The organism is Microbispora catharanthi, from assembly GCF_006334915.2.
Lineage (GTDB): Bacteria > Actinomycetota > Actinomycetes > Streptosporangiales > Streptosporangiaceae > Microbispora > Microbispora catharanthi.
On record NZ_VDMA02000023.1, the window covers coordinates 1 to 14268 of the forward strand.

The 14268-nt window shown below is 72.8% G+C and carries 11 protein-coding genes; 3 read left to right on the forward strand and 8 right to left on the reverse strand.

All coding sequences use genetic code 11. The features are described from left to right. The first annotated feature begins 811 nt into the window (after positions 1-811). A complete protein-coding gene (locus tag FH610_RS33370; protein ID WP_240809346.1) occupies positions 812-1207 on the forward strand; it encodes a hypothetical protein in 396 nt (131 codons plus the stop codon). 5 nt (positions 1208-1212) lie between these two features. On the opposite strand, the gene FH610_RS33375 is transcribed toward FH610_RS33370, so the two are convergent. Then, the gene (locus tag FH610_RS33375) at positions 1213-2808 is read right to left on the reverse strand and encodes an ABC transporter substrate-binding protein (protein WP_139579224.1); all 1596 of its coding nucleotides are present in this window, start codon (positions 2806-2808) and stop codon (positions 1213-1215) included. Between the two features lie 175 nt (positions 2809-2983). Here FH610_RS33375 and FH610_RS33380 point away from each other — a divergent pair, with 175 nt between their 5' ends. Both FH610_RS33380 and FH610_RS33385 read left to right on the forward strand, forming a co-directional pair. Then, on the forward strand, positions 2984-4993 hold the full coding sequence (locus tag FH610_RS33380; protein ID WP_139579225.1) for a sensor histidine kinase: 2010 nt from the start codon (positions 2984-2986) through the stop codon (positions 4991-4993). Beyond that, a complete protein-coding gene (locus tag FH610_RS33385; RefSeq protein ID WP_240809347.1) occupies positions 4990-5361 on the forward strand; it encodes a DUF742 domain-containing protein in 372 nt (123 codons plus the stop codon). The genes FH610_RS33380 and FH610_RS33385 overlap by 4 nt, the downstream gene beginning before the upstream one ends. Positions 5362-5385: 24 nt before the next feature. On the opposite strand, the gene FH610_RS33390 is transcribed toward FH610_RS33385, so the two are convergent. From FH610_RS33390 to FH610_RS33420, 7 genes are read right to left on the reverse strand one after another with little or no spacing between them, the layout of a single operon-like run. Then, positions 5386-7095 (reverse strand): hydantoinase B/oxoprolinase family protein, encoded by a 1710-nt coding sequence (locus FH610_RS33390; RefSeq protein ID WP_139579226.1) that lies wholly within the window; start codon positions 7093-7095, stop codon positions 5386-5388. Further along, positions 7092-9104 (reverse strand): hydantoinase/oxoprolinase family protein, encoded by a 2013-nt coding sequence (locus tag FH610_RS33395; protein ID WP_139579227.1) that lies wholly within the window; start codon positions 9102-9104, stop codon positions 7092-7094. The genes FH610_RS33390 and FH610_RS33395 overlap by 4 nt, the downstream gene beginning before the upstream one ends. Positions 9105-9147: 43 nt before the next feature. Next, positions 9148-10644 (reverse strand): helix-turn-helix domain-containing protein, encoded by a 1497-nt coding sequence (locus FH610_RS33400; protein ID WP_139579228.1) that lies wholly within the window; start codon positions 10642-10644, stop codon positions 9148-9150. Further along, complete coding sequence (locus FH610_RS33405) at positions 10628-11611, reverse strand: ABC transporter ATP-binding protein (RefSeq protein WP_139579229.1); 984 nt, start codon at positions 11609-11611, stop codon at positions 10628-10630. The genes FH610_RS33400 and FH610_RS33405 overlap by 17 nt, the downstream gene beginning before the upstream one ends. Beyond that, a complete protein-coding gene (locus FH610_RS33410) occupies positions 11608-12399 on the reverse strand; it encodes an ATP-binding cassette domain-containing protein (protein ID WP_139579230.1) in 792 nt (263 codons plus the stop codon). Before FH610_RS33410 ends, FH610_RS33405 begins: the two co-directional genes overlap by 4 nt. Further along, a complete protein-coding gene (locus FH610_RS33415; RefSeq protein ID WP_139579231.1) occupies positions 12396-13253 on the reverse strand; it encodes an ABC transporter permease in 858 nt (285 codons plus the stop codon). The genes FH610_RS33410 and FH610_RS33415 overlap by 4 nt, the downstream gene beginning before the upstream one ends. Beyond that, entirely contained in the window at positions 13250-14266 is a 1017-nt protein-coding gene (locus FH610_RS33420; protein ID WP_139579232.1) for an ABC transporter permease, read from the reverse strand. The genes FH610_RS33415 and FH610_RS33420 overlap by 4 nt, the downstream gene beginning before the upstream one ends. Between the last annotated feature and the right edge of the window lie 2 nt (positions 14267-14268).

Here is a 14268-nt window from a genome sequence, read left to right on the forward strand (position 1 = left end):
GCGACCACCATCACCCGAAACCCTTTGAAGAAGGTCCCGCACTCCGGGGCGTTTCACCGTTTGTTTTTCTTTTGTCTTGCTGGTCTTAATTCTTCCCGACCGGCTCTTCCGTGTCAAATCCGCCCCATCGGGACTTATTTGACCCGAAACCCGCCGACCGACAGGAATTCGACCACCCCGTTTCCGGGGCAACCCCTCTAACTTACCCGAACCCCCAGCCCGACGCAAAACCACCGGATCCAGAAGATCGAAAAGTGCGAGGAGTCGCCGACAATCAGCCCGCGCACACACAAGACAACCACCGAAGTGATCGAAGAGGAGTGCGCCGAACCGCGCCGACACCACAAGATTACCAGGGTCCGGCACCGCCATGACCCGGTTCGAGAACAACGCCCCCACGGCGCGGGCTATTCCCCGCCGGGGCCGGCCCGGCCCGGGCGTCCGGTCGTCCAACACACCAGCCCACGGCGGCTGTTCCCGCAGGTCGGGGCCGGGAGCGTGCCCCGGCTCCCGTACGCGGCAAAACGGGCGAGCAAGCGGGGACAACCAGATCCGTCTCTCAGGCATCTACTTAGCGCCGCGGCGATCAGCCGGCACGGCACGGACGATCGGGGAGGCACGACGTGAGGGACGACAGCCGCGCATGGCCGTCGGCCTCGCGTTCCGCGACGGCTCCAAGTGGCCGTCGTCGTCCCACGCAACCGAACGTCAAGCCGCTCGCAATCGCCCCGCGCTACGAAGACGATGCGGAAGTCCCCGTACGGCGCCAACCCGGCCGCCCGGACTTTCGTCGCTGGAGGTGGCCATCATCATGCGGTCGGAGTTCGATGACATCCGTGCCCACATCACCGCCGAGCCGCCGCGGCCGAGCGAGTTGCTCGAGCTCGCGCACTCACTGCTCGACGACCTGGAGCAGTTGCGAACGCGCGAGGCGATCCTGCGCTCGCACTACCTCGCTCTGCTGACCGCCGCTCGCGCCACCGTGGCGGCTGACGGCGCCGGGCACCCGGTGCCGCTCACCTTCCTCCAGCACGAACTGGCCGAGCACGGGCAGCTTCCCGACGGTGAGCAGGCGCAGCGGATCTTGTCGGACGCCGTGGCCGCGCAGTCCATGCTCGCTCACCTCGACGAGCCCGCGGGACCCCGGCGGTCCCGCGCCGCCCGCAGTCCCCTCTGCGGCGGAGTCAGCCGCAGCCTCCGGGGCTGAGCGGCTCAGCCGCCGGGGATGAGCTCGTGCACGAAGACGACGTTGGGGTAGGCCGGGTTGTCGGTGTACCCCTGGACGTTGCCCAGGTAGGCCCGCTGGTAGTTGGACACCCACGGCACCGCCACCACGGCCTCCTCCTCGATGAGCTTCCTCTGGAGTTCGGCGTACGCCCTCTCCGCGGCGGGACGGTCGTTCGTCAGCAGTGACGGCAGACGGTCGATCTTCGCGTCGACGTCCCTGTCCTTGAGGTAGGTGAGGTTGAAGGACACCGGCTCCGCACTGTGGAAGACGTTGAGGAACCACGAGTACGCGTCGGCGTAGTCGGGCCACCAGTACATGACGAGGATGTCCTGGCGCTTGGCCGGGTCGGCGGACTTGCCCTGGTCCCACTGCTGGGTCCACTGCATCGCCTTCGCATCGAGTTGGACGTTCAGCTCGGCGAGCGCGCTCCTGAGCTTGCGCACGAGCAGTTCCTCGTCGTCGTCCCCCTGCGCGTACGTCAGTGTCAGGCGCAGGGGCCTGCCGCCCGGGCCGTACCCCGCCTCGTTCAGCAGCGCGGCGGCCCCGGCCGGGTCCTGCTTCTGGGTGAGGCCGGGCGTGTGCCCGAGCAGGCCCTCGGGGACGAGACCGGAGGCGGGCGCCCCCGCCCCCTTGAGCGCGGCGATCAGGCCGTCGTAGTCGACGGCCTTCTGCACCGCCTTGCGCAGCCGTACGTCCGCCAGCGGGCCCGAGGCGGTGTTGAACAGCACGAGCATGTTCTGGAACGACGGCACCTGCAGCGTGCGCACCCCGGCGGTGGTGCGAGCCTTCTGGTACAGGGTCCGGTTCAACCGCCGTACGTAGCTCGCCTCGCCGCGCAGCAGCAGCCGGTAGGCCCTGTCGAGGTCGGGCGTCACGCGGAACTCGGCGTTCCGGTAGTGCGGGCCCTCCCAGCCGCCCCAGTAGCCGTCGAAGGCGCGCAGCAGCAGTTCCTTCTCCCGGCCCTTCTTCCAGCTCGCCACCGTGTAGGGCCCCGAGCCCGCGTCGCGGCCGGCCTGAAACCACTTCTTGAGGTCACCCGTGCCCGCCGCCTGGGTGTCGTAGATGTACGCGGCGTAGTCGGACGAGGCGATCAGGTCGAGCGGGGCGGCGTACTTGAGCCGGAACTCCACGGTGAGCGGGTCCTTGACCGTGATCTGCTGGACGGAGTCCCAGATATAGGCCGCGCCGGCCCCTATCCGCTTGGTGCGCTCGATGGACGCCTTGACCGCGGATCCGTCCACCGGCCGCCCGGTGTGGAAGGTCATGCCGGAACGCAGGGTGAACGTCCAGACCTTGCCGTCGGACGAGGCCTGCCAGCGCTCGGCCAGGCGTGGCGCGGCCCTGCGCGTGCGGGGGTTGTACGTCGTCAGCGAGTCGTAGATGTTCTGCATCGCCATGATCTCGTTGGAGTACGAGCTGGCGGGGTCCCAGTCGGTGACGATGTCGAGATTGGACAGGTAGACGAAGGTCGAGTCCTTCGTCGACGGAAGGTTCGCGGCCGAGATCTCCGGGACCTGACCTCCGCCGCATCCCGCGAGGGCCAGCACGGCCATCACTCCCAGCACGAGTAAACGGCGCATGCGTGCGGGTCCTTTCCGTGTCTACCATGATCGACGCTACTGCAAGATCACGATCAGACACGATATTTCCGGCTAATCGATCACAGGCCCCTCATCCGACCCACCCCGCTGCTAGTCTCTATCCCTGTCGCAAAAAGGTTTTATGTGAGGCTTGTCCCTCACTGGGCGAGGTGCCATGAGTCCGCGCAGGCGTGACCGGCCGATCAGGTCCCGGCTCATCGGCCTGCTGCTCGTACCGCTCTTCTCGCTGATCGTCCTGTGGGCGATCACCGCAGGCGTCACGATCGGCGAGAGCCTGAGTCTGCGCACATACAACACGCTGTGGTCCACGCTCCGGCGGCCCGCCGACTCCCTCATCGTCGACCTGCAGGCCGAACGCCTGACCACGGCCCGATACCTCGGTTCGCACCGGACGGCCGGCCGCGACGCCATGGTCCTGCAGCGCCAGCGGACGGACAGCGCCAGGGACAAGCTCCGCACGCTGGCCCTGTCCGACTCCTCCCGCTCGGCCACTACTCCGGCCATGCGTACGCAGGTCGACGAGATGCTTGCGGGACTCAGCCGGGTCGACGAGATCCGGGCGGAGGTCGACGAGGGGGTCTCCGAGCGGCTGCGTGCCATCGAGACCTACAACCTGGTCAGCGACTCCATCTACCGCATGCACTACAGCCTGGCGCTGATCGACGACATCCCGATCTACCAGCAGTCGCGCGTGGTGATCTCGCTCGGGTACGCCAAGGAGCTGCTGACCCGGGAGCAGGCGCTCGAGGCGGCCGCCGGCGCGTCCGGCCTCACCGACGAGGAACGCAAGCTGTTCACCCAGCTCGTGGGCAACCGCCGGTTCCTCATCGACCAGGCGCTGCCCGAGCTGGACGCCGGCCTGCGGCAGCTCCACGTCAACCTGATCACCACTCCGCTCTACCAGCGGCTGCGGCTGCAGGAAGAGCAGATCATCGAGGCCCCCAGGCTTTCGACGCGTACGCAGCGGGTGTGGCAGTCGACCTCCGACGACCTGGCCGAGTCCTTCCAGAAGGCGCAGACCGAGGCGGCGGCCCTGCTCGCCGAGCGCGCCGCGCCGATCGCCGACTCGATCCTGCGGCGGGCCGTGCTGGCCGGAGGCTTCGGCCTCCTCGCGGTCATCGCCTCGATCCTGATCTCGCTGCGGGTCGGCGGACGCCTCGCCCGTGAGCTGGCCGACCTGCGGCAGGCCGCGCTCGACCTCGCGAACAAGCGGCTGCCGGGCGTGCTGGTCAAGCTCAAGCGCGGCGACGACGTCGACCTGGCCACCGAGGCGCCCCCGCTGCAGACCGCGGGCGGGACCGCCGAGATCCAGGACGTGGGCCGGGCCTTCTCGACCGTGCAGGAGACCGCGGTGGAGGCCGCCATCGGGCAGGCCCGCCTGCAGCGGGGTGTCAGCCAGGTCTTCCTCAACCTGGCGCGACGCAGCCAGACGCTGCTGCACCGGCAGCGGACCCAGCTGCACGGCATGCAGCGCCACACGACCGACCCGGACATGCTGGAGGAGCTGTTCCGGCTCGACCACCTGACGACCCGCATGCGCCGTCACGCCGAGGGCCTGATCATCCTGTCGGGCAACGCCCCCGGCCGTGCCTGGCGCAAGCCCGTCCCGATGTACGACGTCGTACGCGGGGCCGCGGCCGAGGTGGAGGACTACGCCCGGGTGAACGTGCCGCCGATGGAGGACCACGGGCTCGACGGCGCCGCGGTGGCCGACGTCATCCACCTCATCGCCGAACTGATCGAGAACGCCACGATCTTCTCGCCGCCGCACACCACCGTGTCGGTGCGCGGCGAACTCGTCGGCATGGGCTTCGCGGTCGAGATCGAGGACCGCGGGCTCGGCATGACCAAGGAGCGGCTCGCCGAGCTGAACGAGCGTCTGGCCAACCCGCCGGAGTTCGACATCGCGGACACCGACCGCATGGGACTGTTCGTCGTCGCGCGCCTGGCCGCACGGCGGGACATCCGCGTGACCCTGCGGCCCTCGCCCTACGGAGGAACGACCGCCATCGTGCTGATCCCATCCGTGCTCATGGTCGGCCCCAACGATCCCGATCTCGCCCGTCTCGCCGCGGGAGAGGTCACCCCGGAGGACATCATCCTCACCTCGCTGCCACGGGGGCCGCAGGAAAACGAGAACACCGGCGAGGAGGACCGAAAGTGACGGAACGCATGCAGGACCAGTGGCTGGACGAGGAGGCCGGGCCGATCGTGCCGGCCTACGCCCTGACCCGCGGACGCGTGCGGCCCTCCAGCCAGGAGATCGACCTCGTCGCCATCGTCACCGCGACCGGCGGGCCCACGCCGGTGAGCCTCGGTCCCGAGCAGTGGATGATCCTCAGCCTGTGCGCCCGCGCGGCGTCGCTGGCGGACATCGCCGCGGCGATCGACCTGCCGCTCGGCGTCGTACGGGTGCTGGTGGGCGACCTCCACGAGCAGGGTCTCGTGCAGGTGCGCCCACCCGCCAACGTCGCGCGCTTCCCCACCCCCGGCATCCTGACCGAGGTGATCAGCGGCCTTCGCGCGCTGTGACCCTTCTCGGTCAGGAGCGCCGGATCAGAACGCGTGCGGGTAGTGCCGTGCGGCGTGCTCAGGGGTGATGTAGCCCTCCCGCAGGTCGGCGCGCACGGCCTCGGGGTCGCGCTCGGCGGGTGGGCCGTACCCGCCTCCCGAGCCGGTGCGCAGGTGCACGACAGCGCCCTTGGGCAGGAAGATCCGCGTCTTCAGCGAGAAGTCCTCGGCGTGCCCGTCGGGATACTCCACCGTGAGCCGGTTGGGCCGGCCGGGCAGGCCGCCCTCCAGCCCCCAGGGCGCCAGCGCGGTCCTGGCCAGGCCCGCGGTGAGGTACTGGTCCTCCAGGATGCGGAAGGACAGGTCGAGCCCCAGGCCGCCGCGGTGGCGACCGGGTCCGCCGGAGTCCTCGGCCAGGGCGAGCCGCTCGATCCGCCAGGGGTTGCGCGCCTCCCACACCTCGGCGGGGGTGAAGCGGGTGGCCGACTCCGAGATGTACATGAGCGCGCTCGCGCCGTCGGCCGACGGTGAGGCGCCCTGGCCCACCGGATGGGGCGCGCCGTCGGCCCACGGCTCGCCGGTCGCCTCGCGGTTGCCCCACCACACCAGGGCGTTGATGTCCCCGCCGCTGGCGGCCGGCACCGATTCGGGCACGGCCTCGGCCAGCGCCCTGATGATCAGCTCGATGGCGTGGTCGGAGGGGATGCCGTACATGAAGCAGGGCGCCGGCCGCACGGGGTGGAACAGCGAGCCGAGCCGGGTGACCAGCTCCAGCGGGCGGAAGTGGCCCTCGTTGGGCTGCTCGCCGGCCCCGGCGAGGAAGGCCACCGCGATCCGGACGGCCGCCACCGTGGACGGCAGCGGGCAGTTGACCGGCCCGCCGGCCTGGTCGGGGCAGTCGGTCAGGTCGACGGTCACCGACGAGCCGTCCACGACGACCCGGACGCCGAACGGGATCGGCGTGCCGTTCACGCCGTCGGAGTCGATGACGCTGGACGCCTGGTAGACGCCGTCGGGCAGGCGCTCGAACCAGCCGCGCACCAGCGCCTCGCCGTGGGCGTACATGCGGGCCACGCAGCGGCGGAAGGTGTCCAGCCCGTGCCGCCGCACCAGCGCGCCGAGGGCCTCCGCCCCGGTCCGCGCCCCGGCCACCATCGCGTTGATGTCCCCGATGACCATCTCCGGCATCCGGCTGTTGGCCAGGATCATCCGGTAGACGTCGCTGACCAGCCGCCCGGCGTCGTACAGCTTGACACCCGGGAAGATCGTGCCCTCCTGGTGGACGTCTACCGTGTCCGTGCAGTAGGGGTCCTTGCCGCCGATGTCGAGCCAGTGAGCCTTGATGACCGAGTACGCGACCAGCGTGTCGTCGTGGAAGATCGGCACCACCATCGCCGCGTCCTGAGGGTGGGAGCCGGTGCCGTACGGGTCGTTGTAGAGGATCACGTCGCCCGGGCTGAGCGCGGCGGGACCGCCCACTCCCTCGACGGCCTCCCGCACGCAGAAGCCGAGGGTGCCCATGAACGCCGGCAGCGTCGGGGCCTGCGCCAGCATGCACATGTCGGCGTCGTAGAAGGCGACGGCGAAGTCCAGCGCCTCGTAGATGATCGGCGAGAACGCGGTGCGGATCAGCGACTGCTTCATCTGGTCGGCGGCCGCGTTGAGGCCCTGCCGGATGATCTCGGTGGTGACGGGGTCGGCGCCGTCGCCCAGCCCGGGGTGGACCTCCGCGTACCGGGTGCGGACGATGGTCATGGGCGGTCCTTCCGTGTGATCATGAGACAGCCGCTCTCGTGCGCCTCCACCGCGAATCCGGCGTCCACGTAGGTCGTCGCGGTCGGCTCCACCACCAGCAGCGGGCCCTCGGCCACGCCGCCCAGGTCCTCCCGCCGTACGACCGGGGCCTCGGCCCAGGCACCCCGGCGGAACGACCACAGCCGCGTCGTCCCCCGCCCGCCCTCGCCGGACGGCGGGGCCGGCACCATCGGGCGGTCCGCGTCGAGGACCACCCTGCCGGTGGCCCGTACGGTGACGATCTCCAGCGGGTCGGGCAGGGTGTGGCCGAAGGACCGGTGATACGCCTCGGAGAAACGGGCGGACACCGCCGCCAGATCGTCCTCCCCGAGCCGTACCGGGATCGTCAGCGTGTGCTCCTGTCCCCGGTGGCGCAGGTCGAGGTCCACCTCGCGTACGGCTCCGGGCTGCGCGAGACGCTCGAACAGCGTCTCCGTCACCCGCTCGACCAGCGGCAGCGCCTCGTCGTCCAAAGGACGCACCATCGTGCGGGCGGCCGACCGCACGATGTCGGCCTGCACCAGGCCGACGGCGGAGAAGTTGCCCGCGTTGGGCGGCACGACCACGGTGTCCACGTCGAGCTCGTCGGCGAGCAGGCAGCCGAACACCGGCCCGGCGCCGCCGAAGGCGACGACGGCCGCGCCGCGCGGGTCCACGCCCCGCTCCACCGTCACGCCGCGCACGGCCTGGGCCATGTGCGCGGCGGCGATCCTGACCACGCCCACCGCGACCGCGTCCACGCCGTCGATGCCGGTCGGGCCCGCGAGCGGCGCCAGCGCGCGGGCCGCCGCGTCCTCGGACAGTTCGATGCCGCCGGAGATGTGCCCGCGGGGGATCATGCCGAGGTGCAGGGCGGCGTCGGTCACCGTGGGCTCGGTCCCGCCGCGCTGGTAGCAGGCGGGCCCGGGGTCGGCGCCCGCGCTGCGCGGGCCGACGCGCAGCAGGCCGCCCGCGTCGGCGTACGCCACGGAGCCGCCGCCGGCGCCCACCGACCGCACGTCCACCCAGGGGCTCTGCAGCGGCAGGCCGACGACCTCGCCCTGGTAGAGCAGCGGGAGCCGCCCGTCCTCGATGAGCGCGGTGTCGAAGCTGGTGCCGCCCACGTCGGCGGCGACGGCCGTGCCGATGCCGAGGGAGGGGCCGAGCGAGGCGGCCAGGCGGGCGGTGGCGGCGGCCCCGGCCACCGGGCCGGACAGGATCGTCTCGAACGGCCGGGCCGCGGCCTCGGCCAGCGCCAGTGCGCCGCCGCCGGACCGGGTCACGAGCAGCTCGCCCGCGAAACCCCTCGCCCGCAGCTCGCGGTCGAGGTTGTGCAGGTAGGGGCCCATGCGGTGGCGGACGAAGGCGTCCACGACCGTGGTGCAGGTGCGCTCGTACTCCCGGTATTCCCCCGAGACCTCGTGCGACAGCGAGACCGGCCCGGCGAACCCGGCCTGCCTGAGCAGCTCGGCCGCCCGCGCCTCGTGCGCGGGGTTGGCGTAGGAGTTGACGAGCACGATCGCGACGGCGTCCACGCCCTCGGCCGCGAACGCCTCGGCGGCCCGCCACACGTCCTCCGGCTCCAGGTCGCGTACGACCGAGCCGTCGGCGGCCACCCGCTCGGTCACCTCCAGGCGCAGCCGCCGCGGCACGAGCGGCGGCGGCGGAGTCCAGAACAGGTCGTAGGGATCGTCGCGGTCGCCCCTGCGGATCTCCAGCACGTCGCGGAACCCGGCCGTGGTGATGAGGCCGACGGTCGCGCCCCGCCTTTCGAGCAGCGCGTTCAGGCCCACGGTGGTGCCGTGCACGAAGTGGCGGCAGCGCGCGAGCAGGTCCGCCGGCACCGCCGCGTCGACCGCGGCGAGGACCCCGCGTTCCGGCGCGGACGGCGTGGTGGGCTGTTTGGCGACCCTGATCTCGCCGGTCGCGGCGTCGTGCAGGACGAGGTCGGTGAAGGTGCCGCCGACGTCCACTCCGATGACCGTTGTCATGCCTGGCAACGTAGATGCGGCCGCGCGCCGCGTCGATGTGTCCTCACGACGACGAGATCGGCGTTGTTGTCCCCGGGAGACAGTCGTGGTCGAGCACCACGTGGCAGGCGAGTTGGAGCGCGAAGCGGGTCTGCGGGTCGGACAGGTCGGCGTCGAGCGCCTCGGCGATGCGCCTGATCCGGTGGGCCACCGCGTTGGGATGCAGGCTGAGCAGCTCGGCTGCCCTGGTGCGGGAGCCCCAGCTGTCCAGGTATGCCTTGAGCGTGGGCACCGCGTGGGCGCTGAGCGCCCCGAGGCGTTCCAGCGGGGCGAGCATGTCGCGGGCGGCCACCAGCGCGCTCTCGCTGCCGCTCAACTCCGCGAGCAGCGCGTGGACCCCGAGCCGGTCGAACCTGACGACCTCCCCGGCCGCGGCGCGTGCGGCGGCCGCCCGCGCCTGCGACGCCGTACGGCGCAGCCCGTCCGGTCCCGGCTGGCAGGTGCCGACCCCTGCCCCCAAACCCCCTGCCCCCACGACCGGCGGGTGCGGCAGGCCGGCGCCGAGAGTCGTCCGCTCGTCGGCGGTGAGGAGCACGAGCACGCCGTCCTGCCACCGGGTGACCAGCGGCGGCGCGGACAGCTCGGCCGTCCCGCCGAGGCCCACATCGCCGCGGCTCCCATCGCGAAGCCCCCCGTCGCCGAGTCCCAGTGCGCCGGGCAGCGCGGCGGCGGTCCCGCGCGCCTCGCGGAGCACCGGATCCGCCGCCCCTGGGGCCGCCTCGCCGCCGGGGTCGCGCAGGAAGACCGCCACGTGCCAGCCGTCCACCGGCACGCCCTCGTGCCGGGCACGGCGGACGGCGGTCCGGGTGTCCTTGGCGCCGAGCAGGGCCAGCAGCGCCCGCTCGCGAGCCGCCTCCGCCTCCCGCGCGGCCGCCCGCACCCGGCCGAGCGTGGTCGCGACGACCTGCGCCACGATCGCCGCCGCCGGGTCCTCGCCCTCCCAGCACACGTAGCCGTCCGGCCGGCCGCCGACCCGGATGACGGTCGCGTTGGCCGCCGGGTCGGCCAGGTCGGCGACCATGTACGCGACCCCGACAGAGGCGGACGCCGCGCGCAGGATGTCGTCCTCGCCCGCGCCCTCCATCGCGCCGATGCCGTCGATCGCCTCGCGCGTACGGCGCAGCAGCAGCCCGGGGTCGGCGCGTACGGCCGCGCTGAGGCCGAGCACGGTGTCCGACAGCGAGTGGTCGGAGGCGCCGGCGAGCAGCGCGACCCGCTCCCGCCTGGCCAGCTCCACCGTCTCCGGTGTGGTGCCCGAGGGGCCGGGCAGCACGATCCCGGCCAGGCCGCCGCGTCCGGCCAGGCGCAGCGCGTCGAGCACGTCGCACGACCGCATGGCGTGACGGGACAGGATCGCCAGCGCGCCGGGGGCCGCCGCGGCCAGTTCGCGCATCTCGTCGACGAGGACGACGCTGCCGACCTCCCGGGCGTCCCAGGGCCCGGCGACGAGCGTCAGCCTGCGGCCCGCGGGCGTCCTGAGCAGGTCACTGACGCGGCGCATCGGGGGTCTCACCTCCGTGGGGGACGCGCGGAGCCGGGGAGCCCGGGGTGGTCAGCACCTCCTCCGCGCGGTGACATGCCACCTTACGCCCCTCGACCTCACGCGCCTGCGGCGTCTCCTCCCGGCAGCGGTCCACCGCGAGAGGGCAGCGCAGCCGGAACGGGCACCCCGTCGCCGCCGCGGCCGCCTCTGTCCGCCCGGCGGCGCGCGGCGGCTCGCCGCCCAGGCGCGGCACCGCGTCGCGCAGCGCCCGGGTGTACGGGTGGGCCGGCCGGGTGAGCAGTTCCCCGGTCGGGCCGGACTCGACGACCCGCCCGGCGAACAGCACCGACGACGTACGGCACAGCCGCCCCACGACGCCGAGGTTGTGCGTGATGAGCAGGTAGCCCAGCCCGTGTTCGGCGGCCAGCCTCTCCAGCAGGTCGAGGATCCTGGCCTGCACGGTGACGTCGAGCGCGCTGGTGGGCTCGTCGAGCACCAGCAGCCGCGGCTCCACGGCCAGGGCGCGGGCGATGGCCACCCGCTGCCGCTGGCCTCCGGACATCTCGTGCGGCCTGCGGGCGGCGAGCGCGGGGTCGAGCCCCACGTCGGCGAGGAGCGCGGCGACCCGGTCCCGCCGCTCGGCCCCGGACATGCGGTGGTGGGTGGTCAGGGCCTCGGTGATCGACGCCCCCGCCGTCATGCGGGGGTCGAGCGCCTCGCTGCCGTCCTGGAAGACCGGCTGCACGGCCCGGCGGAACTCGGCCCGGCCTGCCCTGCCGAGCCCGGCCAGGTCGCCGGTGCCGTACCGGACGACGCCTGAGCGGGGGCGCATGAGGCCGAGCAGGGCGCGGGCGAGCGTGGTCTTGCCCGAGCCGCTCTCCCCGATCAGGCCCACCCCGCCCTCGTCCACGGCGAGGCTCACGTCGTGGACCACCGCCGTCGCGCCGTACGCGAGGGTGACCCCCTCGGCGGCGAGCAGGGTCATGGGCCCTCCCCCTCGTCGAAGTCAGCGGGTTCTGGTAACGCGGGCACCGCGGCGATCAGCTCACGGGTGTAGGGGTCGCCCGGCCGGGCGAACACCTCGGCGGCGGACCCGCTCTCCACCACGGCGCCGTCACGCATCACCACGACCCGGTCGGCGATCGTGGAGACCAGCGCGAGGTCGTGGGAGACCAGCAGCACGGCGAGGCCGCGCTCGTCACGCAGCCGGCGCAGCACCGCGACCACCTCGGCCTGCACGGTCACGTCCAGCGCGCTGGTCGGCTCGTCGGCCAGCACGACCTGCGCGCCGAGCGCGAGGGCCAGCGCGATGGCGAACCGCTGGGCCTGGCCGCCGGACACCTGGTGGGGGTAGCGGCGCAGGATCTCCGGGTCGAGCAGCACCGCGCGGACGCCCTCCTCGGCCCGCTCCCGCGCGTCCGCGCCCTTGACGCCGTGCCGGGCGAGCGCGCGGCGCATGAGCGTGCCCAGGCGCATGGTGGGGTTGAGCGCGGCCTGCGGGCTCTGCATCACCAGGGCGGCCCGCGAGCCGCGGATCTCCCGCAGCCGCGCCGGGCTCGCCGTGAGCACGTCCACGTCGCCGACCGTGATCCGGCCGGAGACGTCCGCGCCGTGGACGAGGCCGAGCATGCTGAGCAGAGTGGTCGTCTTGCCCGATCCGCTCTCGCCGACGATCGCCACGCACTCCCCCGCGGCCACGTCGAGCTCGGGCACCGACGCGATCACCCGGTCGCCGATCCGCACGACGAGGTCCTGCACGCTGATCAAAGTCATCGCGACAGCCTCGCCCTCAGTCCCTCGCCGAGCACGTTGAACGAGAACGCGGTGACCAGGATGGCGAGGCCGGGGAAGGTCACCACCCACCAGTCGGTGGTGAACAGCGACTGGCCCTGCTGGACCATCAGCCCCCACTCCGAGGTCGGCTCGTGGGCGCCCAGCCCGAGGTACGACAGCGCGGCGGCGGTGAGGATGACCCCGCCGCCGTCCAGCGACAGCTGCACCAGCACCGGCGTGAGCGAGTTCGGCAGCACGTGCCGCAGCACGATGAGCGGGGCGGGCACGCCCAGGCAGCGCGCGGAGTCGACGAACCCCCGGGTGGCCACGGACGCGGCGACCGACGCCGTGAGCCGGGCGTACCACGGCCACCAGGTGACCGCGATCGCCACGATCACGGTGGTCACGCTCGGCTGGAGCACCACGGCGAGCGCCAGCGACAGCAGCAGCGCGGGGAAGGCGAGGAAGACGTCGGTCACCCGCATGATCACGTCGCGGGCCCAGCCGCCGGCGTACCCGGCGACCACTCCCAGGACGACGCCGGCGACGCCGCTGACGGCCAGCACCGCGACGGCGATCAGCAACGAGGTGCGGGCGCCGAACAGGACCCGGCTGAGCACGTCGCGGCCGACCTGGTCGGTGCCGAACCAGTGGGCGCCGCTCGGCGGCAGCAGCGCCTCCAGGGGATGCGTGGCCGAGCCGCCGTCCTCCGGGTAGGGGGCGATCCACGGCGCGAGCAGCGCCGCCAGCACGACGACGCCCAGCAGCACGGCCCCCGCCACCGCGAGGCGGTCCACCCCCGCCAGGCGCCGCAGCGGCGTACGGCGCAACGTGGTCAGGGCCGGAGCCGTCATCGCGCCCTCACCCTCGGGTCGACCACGCCCTGGAGGAGGTCCACGGCGAGGTTGGCGACGACGTACAGCACGGCGACCAGCAGCGTGACCCCGGCGATGGCGGGGGTGTCGAGCGAGCGGATCGAGTCGGCGGCGTACCGTCCGAGGCCCGGCCAGTTGAACACGGCCTCCACGAGGAAGCCGTTCACGATCGAGTACGCGAAGACGAGCGCGATCAGCGACAGCACCGGGTTCAGCGCGGGCCGCAGGGCGAACCGGGTGAGCACCGCGGTCTCGCCGAAGCCGAGCGCGCGCTCCAGCCGGGCGTGGTCGCGCGACGACTCCTCGATGAGGGCGGCCCTGGTCATCTGGGCCACCACCCCGGCCGGATACGCCGCGATCACCAGGGCGGGCAGCACCAGGTGCGACAGCGTGCTCGTGAGGATCGGCCAGTTGCCGGTGATCAGCGCGTCCACGGCGGTGATGTTGGTGTAGAGGTGCAGAGGGCTGGTCCGGTCGAGCGACGCGTCGTACTCCCCCGCGACGGGGAACCAGCCGAGCCCGCTGGCGAAGACCGTCTGCAGGGCCAGCGCCAGCCAGAACACCGGCACCGACACGGCCAGCATCGACGACAGCCGCACCGACAGGTCGGGCAGGCGGCCCTTGTAGCGGGCGGCGGCGATCCCCAGCGGGATTCCCACGACCAGCGCGATGATCAGCGCCGCGCCCACGAGTTCCAGGGAGGCGGGAAACGCCTGGAAGAGGTCGTCGCGCACGGGCTGCCGGGTGTGCAGGCTGGTCCCCCAGTCACCGCCCAGCAGGTCGCGCACGTAGTTCCACAACTGCACCGGCAGCGGGTCGTCCAGGCCGAACCGCCGCCGGGCCTCGGCGAGCTCGGCCGCCGTCGCCTTCGGCCCGGCGTACGCCACGGCCGGGTCGCCGGGCACCAGGCGCATGACGGCGAACGTGAGGACGATCACGCCGGCCACGACCAGGACGGCCTGGCCGAGCCGGCGGATCAGATACCTCGGCATGA

What these genes read in the sequence shown, in the direction of transcription:
- FH610_RS33370 (WP_240809346.1), top strand. Translation starts at nt 812, where the DNA reads ATGCGGTCGGAGTTCGATGACATCCGTGCCCACATCACCGCCGAGCCG.
- FH610_RS33375 (WP_139579224.1), bottom strand. Translation starts at nt 2,808, where the DNA reads ATGCGCCGTTTACTCGTGCTGGGAGTGATGGCCGTGCTGGCCCTCGCG.
- FH610_RS33380 (WP_139579225.1), top strand. Translation starts at nt 2,984, where the DNA reads ATGAGTCCGCGCAGGCGTGACCGGCCGATCAGGTCCCGGCTCATCGGC.
- FH610_RS33390 (WP_139579226.1), bottom strand. Translation starts at nt 7,095, where the DNA reads ATGACCATCGTCCGCACCCGGTACGCGGAGGTCCACCCCGGGCTGGGC.
- FH610_RS33395 (WP_139579227.1), bottom strand. Translation starts at nt 9,104, where the DNA reads ATGACAACGGTCATCGGAGTGGACGTCGGCGGCACCTTCACCGACCTC.
- FH610_RS33400 (WP_139579228.1), bottom strand. Translation starts at nt 10,644, where the DNA reads ATGCGCCGCGTCAGTGACCTGCTCAGGACGCCCGCGGGCCGCAGGCTG.
- FH610_RS33405 (WP_139579229.1), bottom strand. Translation starts at nt 11,611, where the DNA reads ATGACCCTGCTCGCCGCCGAGGGGGTCACCCTCGCGTACGGCGCGACG.
- FH610_RS33410 (WP_139579230.1), bottom strand. Translation starts at nt 12,399, where the DNA reads ATGACTTTGATCAGCGTGCAGGACCTCGTCGTGCGGATCGGCGACCGG.
- FH610_RS33415 (WP_139579231.1), bottom strand. Translation starts at nt 13,253, where the DNA reads ATGACGGCTCCGGCCCTGACCACGTTGCGCCGTACGCCGCTGCGGCGC.
- FH610_RS33420 (WP_139579232.1), bottom strand. Translation starts at nt 14,266, where the DNA reads ATGCCGAGGTATCTGATCCGCCGGCTCGGCCAGGCCGTCCTGGTCGTG.